The sequence below is a fragment of the Methanopyrus sp. genome, from assembly GCF_053997775.1.
The window spans coordinates 1-12,724 of sequence record NZ_JBMXXF010000026.1 but is presented as its reverse complement, the minus strand read 5'-3'; the positions used below and the strand labels follow the sequence as shown (position 1 = coordinate 12,724).

Sequence of the window (12,724 nt, the reverse complement as noted above, 5' to 3'; positions counted from 1 at the left end):
CTCGTAACGATTTCCGCTGGTGCGGGGGCCGGGATTTGAACCCGGGACGGCCCTACGGCCACGGGATCCTAAGTCCCGCCCCTTTGACCAGGCTCGGGCGCCCCCGCGCGCTCCGGGCGGCCGGTAGGCTCCTCGGTATTTAACGTTTTTCCCTACAGGGGCACGTGGCGTTGTCGCAGCGGCGGTTCCCAGCCCCGCCAATCCATGTCGTAGGGGGTGACCTTCGGGGGCACTCGGTCCACTTCGTAGTAGAGCCAGGCCTCGAAGGGTGGGCTCAGTCCGCGGCCCCAGGGCTCGTGGTATCGGTGGAGTCGGTGGAGGATGACGGGTTTCATGTGGGGCCAGTCGGGGTACCGTTGCCAGAATTCCCGCCAGTGGAGGGCCTGGGTGAGGGTGGCGGTGTAGAGGGTGACCGCCACGCAGCCGGGGGGTTCCCACCAGGCGGGGCCCAGGAGTAGGAGGGAGGCGGTGCCGAATCGGAAGACGACGAGGCCGGTGGAGGTCCAGAAGAGGGCGGCGAGGCGTACCTTGTTCCAGTCGGGGCGTTGGGAGAGGAGTGCGCCGGCGATGGGGACGGCGACGAGGTAGAACCACGTGGGTAGGGCGCCCTCTAGGGCGGCGGGTGGTTCCCACTCGGCCACGTTCCCCAGGAGTTTGAGGACGAGGCCGGGGCGGTGGTAGGTGAGGAGGGCGTGGGAGGCGGTGCCTGGGAGGGGGAGGGTGGTGAGTGCGCCGAGGGTGAAGCCGGCGAGGAGTTTCAGGAGTTGGAGGCGGGCGCGTCGGGGTGGGTCGGGGAGGAGGGTGAGGGTGGCGAGGATGAGGGGGGCTTCGGGCCAGCCGTCGTAGCAGGCGCCGGTGAGGAGGCCGAGGGCGATCGCGGCGGGGAGGTGGGTGCGGGTGTGGGTGGGTCGGTGGAGGGTGGAGAGTGCGAGGGTGCCGAGCAGTGGGTAGGTGAGGAGGCAGATCGTGCGTTTGCCGCCGAGGAAGGCGGCGTAGTGGAGGTTGTACACGGCGGTGAGGATCCAGGGGATGACGGCGCCCATGCGGGGTTCGAGTCGCCAGGCGAGGAGGGTGGCGGTGAGGCCGAGGGCGAGGGCGAGGAGGTAGCGGTGGTCGTGTTGGGGGCCGGCGTGCGGGTGGAGGAGGTGGGCGCAGAGGGGGATGATGGGGGTTTGGTACTGGAAGGGGGGTTGGTCCTGGCGCCACCAGCTGACGCGGGGGTAGTGGCCGTGCTTGGCGTAGTACTTGGCGATGAAGCCGTAGTAGAACCAGTCGGGGGCGTTGGGGGGCCAGAGGTGTGAGAGGTACGTGGAGAGGGTGAACACCGCGAGCCCGGTGAGGAGGATGAGGAGGTGTAGGGGGGCGCGCACGGGGCTCCCCTCAGGGGTGGAGGCGTTTGCGGTCGCGGGGGAAGAGGGTGACCTCGCGGATGTTCTCCATGCCGGTGAGGGTCATCAGGGTGCGTTCGAGGCCGAGTCCCCAGCCTCCGTGCGGCGGCATGCCGTAGCGGAAGGCCTCGAGGTAGTGCCGGAAGTCGTCCGGGTTCAGTCCCTGCTCCTTGATCTGGTCCACGAGGGTCTCGTACCGGTGCTCGCGCTGGGCGCCCGAGGCGAGCTCGAGGCCCTGGTACATGAGGTCGAAGGCGCGGGTGACCTCGTCGTCCTTGGCCATGGTGTAGAAGGGGCGGGTCTCCCGGGGCCACTCGGTGATGAAGATCGGCTCGTCGAAGAGCTCGCCCAGCTTGCGCTCGGCCTCCGTGGGCAGGTCCTCGCCCCACTCGACGTGGATCCCGTGCTCGGCGAGGAGGTCCAGGGTCTCCTCGTAGGTGAGTCGCTCGAAGGGGGGCTCGAGCTCGGGGAGCTCCACATCGAGGGTCTTCAGCTCCTCCTCGCACTCCTCGGCGACGCGGTGGAACACGTGGGCGAGGAGCTCCTCGAGGACGCGCATGACGTCCTCCTCGCTCTCGATGAAGGACATCTCGATGTCCACGGAGATGGCCTCGTTCAGGTGTCGCCGCGTGTTGTGCTCCTCGGCGCGGAAGATGGGGCCGATCTCGTACACGCGCTCGAAGCCGGCGGCCATGAGCATCTGCTTGTACAGCTGCGGGCTCTGGGCGAGGTACGCGTCCCGCTCGAAGTACACGACGGGGAAGAGCTCGGTGCCGCCCTCCGTGGCGGACGCGATGATCTTCGGCGTGTGCACCTCGAGGAACCCGCGGTCCTCGAGGAACTCGCGGATGGCCGTGGTCGCGACGTCCCGGATCCGGAAGACCGCCCGCGGCTCCTCGCGTCGGAGGTCGAGCACGCGCGCGTCCAGCCGCGTGTCCAGGTCCGCGTCCACCTTGCCCGTCGGGTCGAGGGGCAGGTGCGTCTCGGACTCGGAGAGCACCTCGAGCTCCTCGGGGATGACCTCGACCCCGCCGGGCGCCTTCTCGTTCGCCTGGACGGTGCCCCGGACGCGGATCACGGACTCCTTCTTCAGCCTCGGGACCCGCTCGAACACGTCCTCCGGCACCTTCTGCCGCGGGCAGGTGACCTGCACGATGCCGGAGCGGTCGCGGAGGAGGAGGAACTTGATCCCGCCCAGGTCGCGGATCTCGTGCACCCAGCCCGCGAGCGTGACCTCCTCCCCATCCCGCTCCGGGGTGACCTCCGCGGCCTGCGTGTCCTTCAGCACGTCGATCACCCCCGGGAGCGCTCCGATCGGACCCTCGCGGCCTCGGCGTGGTTCGGCAGGCCCTCCCGCGCGGCCAGCTCCTCGACGATGGGCAGGAGGGCCTCGACGTCCGACTCGTCGAGCCGCTGGTACGGGATGAGCTTGAGGAAGTCCCAGGGGCCGAGCGCCCCGCGCGCCCGGGCGAACCCGCCCGTCGGCAGCACGTGATTGGGCCCGGCCGCGTAATCGCCGAACGGGACGGCGGAGAGATGACCCACGAAGACCGCGCCCGCGCTCTCGACCCGCGGCAGCAGCTCCTCCGGGCGCTCGACCGAGAGCTGGAGGTGCTCCGGGGCGTACTCGTTCGCCACCCTCACGCACTCCTCCAGCGAGTCCAGGACCACGATCCACCCGTGCTCGTCCAGCGCGCTCGTGACCACGTCCTCCCGATCGACCCCACCCTTAAGGATCTCCTCCACGCGGTCCCGCACCTCCCGGGCCAGCCGCTCGGAGTCCGTCAGGAGCACGGCCGCGGCCTCGGGATCGTGCTCGGCCTGCGCGATCAGGTCCCAGGCCAGCCACTCCGGGTCGGCCGACTCGTCCGCGATGATCAGGATCTCCGTGGGACCGGCCGGCATGTCCACGTCCACGCCGGCCCGCGTGTAGGCCAGGAGCTTCGCGGCGGTGACGTACACGTTCCCCGGGCCCACGATCTTGTCCACGCGCGGGACCGCGTCGGTCCCCACCGCCAGCGCGGCCACCGCCTGCGCGCCACCCACTCTGAAGATCGCGTCCGCACCCGCGAGGTCCGCCGCCACGAGCACCTCGGGCGAGGCCCGCACCGGGTTATCCGCCGGGGGCGTGCACACGTAGACCCGATCGCACCCGGCCACCTTCGCCGGGATGACCGTCATCAGGGCCGTGGACGGGTACGCGGCCCGGCCCCCCGGGACGTAACACCCCACGGTCGGGACCGGCCGGACGAGCACGCCGCACTCGGTCCCCTCCACCGACACCGAGAGGGAGTCCCAGTCCGGGGCGACCTTACGGTGGAACTCCTCGATGCGACCCGCCGCGCGCTCGATCGCGTCCAGCGTCGCGTCGTCCACGAGCTCCCGCGCCCGCTCCACGTCCTCCTCCGACACGCGCAGCTCGTCCGCCCCGAGCCCCACCCCGTCGAACCGCTCCGTGTACTCCAGCAGCGCCTCGTCCCCGCGCTCACGCACGTCCTCGAAGATCCGCTCCACGTCCGGGAGGACCTCCTCAACGCGCACCTCCGACCGCTTCAGCACCCTCCGAAGCTCCCGCTCGCTAGGATTCACCAGCATCCTCATCGGCCAGCACCCTCAGCCGCCGGGAGATGTACTCCAACACCTCCGCCAGGACCGCGTCGTTGTCGTACGCCTCCAGCACCTCTCGGGCCCTCTCCTTATCCATGTTTTCGTACTCGCGAGCGATCTTCCGCACGCACCGGACCACGTTGTCCACGATCGTGATGTCCGCATCCCGGGCCGTCCGGGAGAGCGGGTTCAGGTCGATGGCGGCGACCCGCTTACCCAGCTCCTTCAACGCCCGCGTCCGGTCTCCGTCCTCCAGCGGCACGAGGACGAAGTCCGCCCGGCGGATCCCCCGCTCGTCCACGATCCCCCGGCGGGAGGAGAGGTTCGGAAGCCGGGTGAGGTGCCCCCGATCCACCCCGAGCACGTTCCGCGCCCCGGCCTCCTCCAGCACCCTCCGGATCCGGCGCGCCCGCTCCTCCGTGCGGTGGAACAGGTTCACCTCGAGCGGGGCCCCGGTGACCTCGGACAGCTCCACCAGCTCGTCCGGGCACAGCGCGGCCACGTTCCCGTTCACCGAGATCACCGGGCGCTCCGCGAGGTGAAACGCGGCCGCGGCGGCCCGGATCGCGCGGCGCGCCGGCGGGATCGTCCGCTCCCCGAGCAGGTAGTCGAACGCCTCCCCCCGCCCGTGCGCGATCAGCCCCTGAGGGACCACGTACCCCTCCTCGAACCCGCGGACCAACCGCTCCCGGATCCGGAGCGCCTCGGCCCGGGGGTGATCGGGCGGGATCTCCACCCTACCCACCCCCGAGCCGCTCGATGAGCAGGTCCCGCAGCGCCCGGGCCAGCCGGACCTTGGGCCCGCGCACGCGCCGCACGACCCGACCCTCCCGGTCCAGGATCCACCACTCGGAGGACTCCGACCCCAGCGCCTCCGGCGGGTTCGCCACGACCAGGTCGCAGGGGACGCGCTCCAGCAGCCGCCGCGCGCCCTCCACCGGGTCCGGGTCCACCTTGAACGCGACCTTCACACCGTCGAACTCCGGGAACACCTCCTCGACGATCTTCGGGGTCGGAACGAGCTCCACCGTGTGACGCGACCGCGAGTCGAGCTTCCCCTCCGCCCGCTCCCGGGGCCGGAAGTCCGCCGGGGCCGCCGCCATCACGATCGCGTCCACGTCCCCGATCCGCCTCCGCACCTCCTCCAGCATCTCCTCGGTCGTGCGCACCTCCACCCGCTCGTCCGCGGGGGCCTCCACCCGCAGGGGCCCGTGCACGAGGATGACCTCGGCGCCCGCGGCGCGGAGCTGCTCGCAGATGAGGGCGGCGGTCCGCCCGGAGCTCGGGTTCGTGAGCACGCGCACGTCGTCCAGGGGCTCGAGCGTGGGCCCCCCGGTGACGAGGACCCGGACCCCGGCCAGCTCCCCCTCGACGGCGCGGACGAGGTCCTCCAGCTCGGCCAGCTTGGCCTTCCCCTCCTCGATCCGGGGCGGGACGACGGTCACGCCCATCTCCTCCAGCCGTCTGAGGGCGCGGCGGGCGGGGGGCGAGCGGTACATGGGCTCGGCCATGGCCGGGGCGACGATCAATCGTTTCCCGGCGCCTAACGATGCGAGCGCGGTGAGGGTGACGGGGTTGTCGGCGATCCCGTGCGCGAGCTTGGCAAGGGTGTTCAGGGTGGCCGGGGCGATCAGCACGGCGTCCGCCCACTCCGCGAGCCTCACGTGCTCGGCCCGCTCCGTGAGCTCGGTGACCACCTCCTCCGCCGCGAGCCCCAGCGCGTCCCGGCCCACGAACCTCAGGGCCGACTCCGTGGCGACGACCCGGACCGCGTGCCCCCGGCGCTCGAGCTCCCGGCAGAGGTCGGGCGCGCGGTAGGCGGCGACGCTGCCGGTCACGCCCACCACGACGTTAACCAAACGTGACCTCCACCTCCATGCCCGTCAGCTCCTTGATCGCCTCCTGCAGCTCGTCCACCGGCGCCGGCACCCGGTTCCGATCCCGGTGGTGGATGACCGCCTTGTACCGCTCTCCCTCCGGCTCGTACACGACGTTCACGCTGAGCAACCGGGCCGGGATGATCAGGTCCTGGATCAGCTTCCGCAGCTGTCGGATGTCCTCGGGATCCTCCACCTCCTCCACGACCCGCACCTTCTTCCCCAGGTGATCGGAGAGAGCCCGGGACACCCGACCGCCCTTGCCGATCAGCTTGCCCGCCATCCCCGGCCTCGTGACGAGGACCACGAGGCTCCCCGTGTCGATGGTCCGCAGCAGGACCGCGTCCTCCAGCGAGGGGTACTTCTCCCGCAGCTCAACCAGCTTCTTGGAGACCTCCACGTCCGTCTCCGTGATCTCTCCCCGCTCCAGCTTCTCCTCGCACCCGGGGCAGAGCAGCCCCGTCTTCGCGCACACCTCGCATATGGGCAGCTCCAACCGGCAACCCCCACGGAGAATCAGTCGCGGTGACCCCCCGCCCGGGCCGTTAAAAAGTTGACCCGCGCCGCCCCGCGACCGCGTATCCCGTTCCCGAAAGCATTATACCTGCTATCTCCGGGCCCCGGACGAGAGCGCGCTGGGGGTGCTAGGAATGGCAGAGGAAGAGAACGTCGTCTACGTGGGCAGCAAGCCGGTGATGAACTACGTGCTCGCCTGCATCACGCAGTTCAACGAGGGCGCCAACGAGGTCCGTATCAAGGCCCGCGGGCGCGCCATCAGCCGGGCCGTCGACGTCGCCGAGATCGTCAGGAACCGCTTCATGCCGGAGGTCGAGGTGAAGGACATCAAGATCGGCACCGAGGAGCTGGAGACGGAGGAGGGCGACACGGTCAACGTCTCCACCATCGAGATCGTCCTGGAGAAGCCCGTCTAGACCCCACGCCCGCCGGCCTGGCCCCGCTACTTCTGACGCCAACGACCCACCCCGCCCGACCCCCCTACTTCTCCCCGCGACCCGTCCCCGAAAAGCATGTATAGGACCCACCGGCGGGCCCCCCGGGCGCCGCCTAAACCTTCTTCACCTTCTTCCGAAACCCGGACCGCCCCCCGGGTGGGCCGCGCGATGGGCCCGATCGAGCTCGACTTCGACGACCTCAAGATCGAAATCGGGCGCGTGGAGGGATTCGAACCCGAGGGCGAGGGGCCACACCCCTGCCCCACCCTCTCCGACCTGAAGGACTGGGATCGACGACTCTTCTCCCGGTACCGGATCGCCGCGTTTCCAATCTGCGACATGTGTTGCCTCTGCACGTTCGGCCGCTGCAACCTCGCCGAGGGACGGCGCGGGGCGTGCGGGATCGACCTCCGCGCCCACGCGGCCCGGATGACCACCATCAAAACCTGCATCGGGACCGCGTGCCACGCCACCCACGCCCGACACCTCATCGAGTACGTCCTAGACCACGTCGGCGACGTGGAGATCGACCTCGGCCCCGAGATCGACGTGCAGACCCCCATCTTCGAGACCCTCCTCGGGTTCGAACCCCGACGCGTGTCCGACCTGAAGCGCGGCCTCGAGTACCTCGAGCGCGAGCTGACCCAGGTCCTCGCCGCCACCCACGTGGGCCAGGAGTCCGACCCCCACGACTACGAGTCCAAGGCCCTCCACGCCGGCATGCTCGACACCCTCGCGCTCGAGCTGGCGGACGTGACCCAGATCGTCGCCTTCGACATGCCCAAGGGCGAGTCCCCCTTCGTCGAGTTCGGACCCTACGCGGCGGACGACTCCAAGCCCTGCATCCTCCTCATCGGCCACAACGTCGCCCCCGGCACCGAGGTCCTGGACTACCTCGAGGAGCGCGGGCTGGACGAGCGGGTCGAGGTCCTCGGCATCTGCTGCACGGCCTGGGACGCGTCCCGGGTCGAGAAGCGCGCCAAGGTCATCGGACCCCTCTCCCGACAGCTGCACTACGTGCGAATGGGCATCGCGGACGTGATCATCCTGGACGAGCAGTGCATCCGCGCCGACCTCGTGGAGGAGGCCCGCGAGGTGGGCACCCGCATCATCGCGACGCGGAACGTCCTCATGGCCGGCCTGCCCGACGTCACGGACGAGCCCACGGACGAGATCGTGGAACGGATGGCCTCCGGCGAGTGGATGGCCGTGTACATCGAGGACCTCGAAAAGGCGGCGAAGGTGGCGGTCGAGGTTGCGCTCCGCGTTCACGAGCAGCGCCGGAAGGAGCTGCCCCCACCCGACCCGGACGAGATCAAGCGGCACGCGGAGCGCTGCCTGGAGTGCGGCGACTGCGAGCGCGTGTGCCCGAACGACCTACCCATCGTGGAGGCGCTGCGGAAGGCCCGCGAGGGCGACCTCGAGGACCTGGCCGAGCTCTTCCACCGGTGCGTGGGCTGCGCCCGGTGCGAGTCCGAGTGCCCCGCGAAGATCCCCGTGATGCGGGTCATCGAGGACGCCTGGCGCCTGAACGCCCGGAAGGAGCGCTACCGGGTCCGCACGGGCCGCGGCCCGATCAAGGACGTGGAGATCCGGCAGGTCGGCGGCCCGATCGTCATGGGCGACATCCCCGGCGTCGTCGCCTTCGTCGCCTGCCCCAACTACCCCGACGACATCCGCGAGGTCGGCCGGATGGTCGAGGAGCTACTGGAGCGGAACTACATCGTCGTGACCTCCGGCTGCACGGCCATGTGCCTCGGTTACTACACCGACGAGGAGGGCAAGACCCTATACGAACGGTACGAGGACCGGTTCGACGCCGGCTGCCTCGTGAACACGGGCTCCTGCGTCTCCAACGCGCACATCCTCGGCGCCTGCATCAAGATCGCCGCCATCTTCGCGAAGAAGCCCCTCAAGGGCAACTTCAAGGAGATCGCCGACTACATCCTCAACCGCATCGGCGCGTGCGGCGTCCTCTGGGGCGCCATGAGCCAGAAGGCCCTCGCCATCTCGACCGGGTTCACCCGCTGGGGCATCCCCATCGTCTACGGCCCGGCCGGGCTCAACTACCAGACCCTGTACATCGGCGACCTGGACGGCGACTGGACCGTCTACGACGCCCGCACGGGCGAGGAACGGGAGGAACACTGCCCCATCCACCTCAAGTACGCGGCCGAGGACTGGCGCGAGGCCCTCGTCCAGGCCGTCAAACTGTGCATCCGGCCCAACGACACGCCCCAGGGCCGACAGACCAAGCTCCAGAACTACGTGGAACTGTACCGGGAGTTCTACGGCGAGCTCCCGCCCGACCTCCCGCTCTACGTCCGCGACGAGAACGACGTCCCCCTCACGCTCCGCGACGAGATCCTGGAGTACCTGAAGGAGATCGGCTGGAAGCCCCGGAAACCCATCTCCGAGCCCACCCTGCTGAAAGGGCAGGAGCGGGGCTGAGCCACGTGCCCCTGCCCAAGGACCCCACGTTCCTGTACACCGGCCGGGCCGAGACCGCCCGCGCCCCCGTCCTGCGCACCCTGCTCGAACGGGCGGACGAGCCCCTGGTGGTCGTGGGGCCCCGGGCCGCCGAGGACGAGGAATGGCGGGAGCGCGCCGCCCGACTGATCCATCGACTCCGGGCCACCGCCGTCTGCACGGCCCCCTACCGGGGCGACGACCTGGGCCGCAAGATGGGCCTCGTCGAGCTCGCCACCCTACTGCAGCGGGACGCCCCCGTCCTCGGCTCCCACCCCGACGTGGTCGCCTTCACCGGCTCCCGACCGGACGTCACGGACCGCGTGCTCCAGAGCCTCCGCCACGCCCGGCCCGACCTCGTGAAGATCTCACTGAACCCCGAGTACCACCCGAGCGCCGACTACTCCCTCCCCACCCTGGACCGGGACGAGTTCCTGCGCGAGCTGGACCGACTCGCGTGAGTTGGGGGCACCCGGATGGTCGAGATGGAGGACGTCCAGATCGAGATCCGAGAGCTCCGCATGGAGGAACCCCCGAAGGTCCGGGGCGCGGACGGACCCACCCTGCGCGACCTCCTCCCCTGGGACCGCACCCTCACCTCCGTCTACGACCTCACCGTCGTCCCCGGCGAGTCCGAGGAGGAGCGCCGGGAAACCCTCCGCACGATCGCCCACCTATGCTGCCAGGGCGCGGCCACCCTCCTCACCACCGCTCGACTGACGGTGGACCTGCTCCGCCGATCCGGCGGCGAGCTGTCTCCCGACTTCGAGGCCGAGAACCCGCTCCCCCTCTTCGAGACCCTCCTGAACGACGCCCCCGAGCGCGCCCCCGACCTCGAGACCGGGCTCTACTACGCCGAGCGGGAGCTCACGCGCTCCCTGGCCGAGCTGACCCGAACCCACCGGCTCGAGGACTACGAGGCCGTCGCCCTCCACGCCGGCACGGCCGGGGTCCTGGCGGCGGAGATCGCGGACGCCGCCCTCGCCACCCTGATGGAGACCCCGGACGCCGAGGAGACCTTCGAGGTGGGGGCCGAAGACCTCCCGAACCGCCCCACCGTCCTCCTGATCGGGCACCTCCCGCTCCTCGGGCGCGCGATCGTGGAGGAGCTCGGCGCGCTCGCGCGGCAGGTGGAGCTCGTCGGGCTGACCCACACCGCGTGGCCGGACGCGGACGATCACGTCCGGATCCTGGGCCCGCTCTCCATGTACCGGGAGTACGTCGCCTCCGGCCTGGCGGACGCGGTGGTCGTGGACGGCGCGTGCCCGGGCGAGGACGCGGTGGAGGCGGCCCGGGAGGCCGGGTCCAAGCTGATCGCCACCGCCGGCGCCCGCGCGGCGGACCTACCCGACCTCACCGACGAGCCCACGGAGGCGATCGTCGAGACCCTCGCCTCGGGGGAGGACGCCGTCTACGTCGAGGACCCCCTGAAGGCCGTGGAGGTCGCCGCCTGGACGGCGCTCCGCGTCTCCGGCGCCCGGGACCGCGGCGCGGCCCCCTCGTGGCGGTTCCGCGTGGGCCCGCCCACCCGGCTCTCGGACGTGGTCATCCGGAACGTGGGCGTCCCCGTCGTGTCCGGCGACATCCCCGGCCTGGTCGTACTGCTCTCCTGCCCCGAGCGCCCCGAGGACGCGGAGGAGCCCGCGAAGATCGCCGAGGCCCTCCTGGAGCACGGTTACCTCGTCCTCGTCCCCGGCTGCCTGGGCGTCGCGCTGGGTTACCATCGGGACGAGGAGGGACGATCCCTGTACGACCGGTACCCGGACACCCTGCTCCACACCGGCCCCTGCACCTCCGCCGCGCACCTGGTCGGCGCCTGCGTCCGCGTCGGCGTGATCTTCGGCAAGCTCCCGATCCGGGGCCGGTTCACCCGGGTGGCCGACTACGTGCTCAACCGGGTCGGCGCCTGCGTGGTGGCGTGGGTGAAGGACCCGTCGGAGCACCTCGTCTCCGTGGCCTACGGGGTGACCCGGTGGGGCGTGCCCGTGGTGCTCGGCCCGGAGCCGGACGCCGGCTCCCTCCTGACCGACCGAGAGCCCCGCGTGTTCGACGCCCGCTCGGGCGAGGAGGCGGAGGATCCCACCCCGGAACACCTCCGGTGCGCGGTCTCGGACTGGAGGGAGGCCGCGGTCACGGCCGCCCGCCTCTGCATGCGCCCCAACGACACCCCGGAAGCCCGGCAGAAGAAGGTCGAGGCGTACGTGGAGCTGTACCGGGAGCTGTACGACGAGCTGCCTCCCGACCTGGACCGGCTCATCCGGGACGAGAACGACGTCCCCCTCGCGCTCAAGTCCGAGCTCATGGAGCGCCTGAAGGAGTCCGGCTGGACGCCGGGCTCGCGCGCGTCCGACCCCACCCTACTCCCACCCGAGGAGGGCGAGGGGTGAGTCAGTTGACGAGCCTGTCGGACCTGCCCGTGGACGTGAGCCCCCGACACGAGGGCGAGCGGATCCGCAGCGGTGACATGTACGTGGAGCTCGCCGGCCCGAAGAGCTTCGGCGCCGAGCTCTTCCGCGTGGCGGACGAGGACGAGCTCGAGCCGGACAAGGTCGAGGTGATCGGCCCGGACATCGACGAGATGGAGGAGGGCGAGAGGTACCCGTTCGGCATCCTCATCAGGGCGGCCGGGGAGGACCTGGAGGAGGACGTGGAGGGCGTCCTAGAGCGGCGCATCCACGAGTTCTGCAACTACGTGGAGGGTTTCATGCACCTGAACCAGCGGGACCAGATCTGGTGCCGCGTGTCCAAGGACGCGGTCGAGAAGGGCTTCCGCCTCGAGCACCTGGGCATCGCCCTGCGGGAGCTGTTCAAGGAGGAGTTCGGCAACGTGATCGACGCGATCGAGGTCACCCTGATGACGGACGAGGACCGCGTGAAGGAGTTCGTCGAGAAAGCGCGGGAGATCTACCGGAAGCGGGACGAGCGGGCGCGCGAGCTCTCCGAGGAGGACGTGGACGAGTTCTACGTGTGCCTCATGTGCCAGTCCTTCGCACCCACGCACGTGTGCGTGATCACCCCCGACCGGCCGAGCCTCTGCGGCTCCATCACCTGGCACGACGCCAAGGCGGCGTACAAGATCGATCCCGAGGGACCGATCTTTCCCATCGAGAAGGGCGAGTGCCTGGACCCGGAGGCGGGCGAGTACGACGGCGTGAACGAGGCGGTCAGGGAGCACTCCCAGGGCACCGTGGAGCGCGTCTACCTGCACTCCTGCCTCGAGTACCCGCACACGAGCTGCGGCTGCTTCCAGGCGGTCGTGTTCTACATCCCGGAGGTGGACGGGTTCGGCATCGTCGACCGCGAGTACCAGGGTGACACCCCGCTGGGCATGCCCTTCTCCACGCTGGCGGGCGAGGCGAGCGGGGGCGAACAGAAGCCCGGCTTCGTGGGCGTGTCGTACGGGTACATGGAGTCGGACAAGTTCCTCCAG

At 70.5% G+C, this 12,724-nt stretch carries 11 protein-coding genes and 1 tRNA gene; 5 read left to right on the top strand and 7 right to left on the bottom strand.

Annotated features, from left to right (window positions below):
- Window positions 1-17: 17 nt before the first annotated feature.
- From ACXJJV_RS03920 to ACXJJV_RS03890, 7 genes are all read right to left on the bottom strand, one after another.
- Window positions 18-107 (bottom strand) — tRNA-Leu (locus tag ACXJJV_RS03920).
- 45 nt (window positions 108-152) lie between these two features.
- Complete coding sequence (locus tag ACXJJV_RS03915; protein WP_456466877.1) at window positions 153-1,370, bottom strand: hypothetical protein; 1,218 nt, start codon at window positions 1,368-1,370, stop codon at window positions 153-155.
- A gap of 10 nt (window positions 1,371-1,380) precedes the next feature.
- Window positions 1,381-2,676 carry an aspartate--tRNA(Asn) ligase gene (aspS, locus tag ACXJJV_RS03910; protein WP_456466876.1) on the bottom strand — a complete coding sequence of 432 codons (1,296 nt, stop codon included), beginning with the start codon at window positions 2,674-2,676 and terminating at the stop codon, window positions 1,381-1,383.
- Window positions 2,677-2,681: 5 nt separating this feature from the next.
- The gene (hisD, locus tag ACXJJV_RS03905) at window positions 2,682-3,989 is read right to left on the bottom strand and encodes a histidinol dehydrogenase (protein ID WP_456466875.1); all 1,308 of its coding nucleotides are present in this window, start codon (window positions 3,987-3,989) and stop codon (window positions 2,682-2,684) included.
- Window positions 3,967-4,731, bottom strand: a complete 765-nt coding sequence (locus tag ACXJJV_RS03900; RefSeq protein ID WP_456466874.1) for a 4-phosphopantoate--beta-alanine ligase — start codon at window positions 4,729-4,731, stop codon at window positions 3,967-3,969. The genes hisD and ACXJJV_RS03900 overlap by 23 nt, the downstream gene beginning before the upstream one ends.
- Window position 4,732: 1 nt before the next feature.
- Window positions 4,733-5,854: a bifunctional phosphopantothenoylcysteine decarboxylase/phosphopantothenate--cysteine ligase CoaBC gene (gene coaBC / locus ACXJJV_RS03895; protein WP_456466873.1), complete on the bottom strand. Its 1,122-nt coding sequence runs from the start codon at window positions 5,852-5,854 to the stop codon at window positions 4,733-4,735.
- The gene (locus ACXJJV_RS03890) at window positions 5,847-6,368 is read right to left on the bottom strand and encodes a hypothetical protein (RefSeq protein WP_456466872.1); all 522 of its coding nucleotides are present in this window, start codon (window positions 6,366-6,368) and stop codon (window positions 5,847-5,849) included. The genes coaBC and ACXJJV_RS03890 overlap by 8 nt, the downstream gene beginning before the upstream one ends.
- Window positions 6,369-6,522: 154 nt before the next feature.
- On the opposite strand from ACXJJV_RS03890, the gene albA reads away from it, so the two are divergent.
- From albA to cdhC, 5 genes are all read left to right on the top strand, one after another.
- Complete coding sequence (albA, locus tag ACXJJV_RS03885) at window positions 6,523-6,804, top strand: DNA-binding protein Alba (protein WP_011019084.1); 282 nt, start codon at window positions 6,523-6,525, stop codon at window positions 6,802-6,804.
- 189 nt (window positions 6,805-6,993) lie between these two features.
- Complete coding sequence (gene cdhA / locus ACXJJV_RS03880) at window positions 6,994-9,276, top strand: CO dehydrogenase/acetyl-CoA synthase complex subunit alpha (protein ID WP_456466871.1); 2,283 nt, start codon at window positions 6,994-6,996, stop codon at window positions 9,274-9,276.
- 5 nt (window positions 9,277-9,281) lie between these two features.
- On the top strand, window positions 9,282-9,755 hold the full coding sequence (locus tag ACXJJV_RS03875) for a carbon monoxide dehydrogenase beta subunit family protein (protein WP_456466870.1): 474 nt from the start codon (window positions 9,282-9,284) through the stop codon (window positions 9,753-9,755).
- Window positions 9,756-9,770: 15 nt separating this feature from the next.
- The gene (locus ACXJJV_RS03870; protein WP_456466869.1) at window positions 9,771-11,681 is read left to right on the top strand and encodes an anaerobic carbon-monoxide dehydrogenase catalytic subunit; all 1,911 of its coding nucleotides are present in this window, start codon (window positions 9,771-9,773) and stop codon (window positions 11,679-11,681) included.
- Between the two features lie 5 nt (window positions 11,682-11,686).
- Window positions 11,687-12,724 (top strand): CO dehydrogenase/CO-methylating acetyl-CoA synthase complex subunit beta (gene cdhC / locus ACXJJV_RS03865; RefSeq protein ID WP_456466868.1); only part of this gene is annotated, 1,038 nt, incomplete at its 3' end.

What these genes read in the sequence shown, in the direction of transcription:
- hisD (WP_456466875.1), bottom strand. Translation starts at nt 3,989, where the DNA reads ATGAGGATGCTGGTGAATCCTAGCGAGCGGGAGCTTCGGAGGGTGCTG.
- albA (WP_011019084.1), top strand. Translation starts at nt 6,523, where the DNA reads ATGGCAGAGGAAGAGAACGTCGTCTACGTGGGCAGCAAGCCGGTGATG.
- cdhA (WP_456466871.1), top strand. Translation starts at nt 6,994, where the DNA reads ATGGGCCCGATCGAGCTCGACTTCGACGACCTCAAGATCGAAATCGGG.
- ACXJJV_RS03870 (WP_456466869.1), top strand. Translation starts at nt 9,771, where the DNA reads ATGGTCGAGATGGAGGACGTCCAGATCGAGATCCGAGAGCTCCGCATG.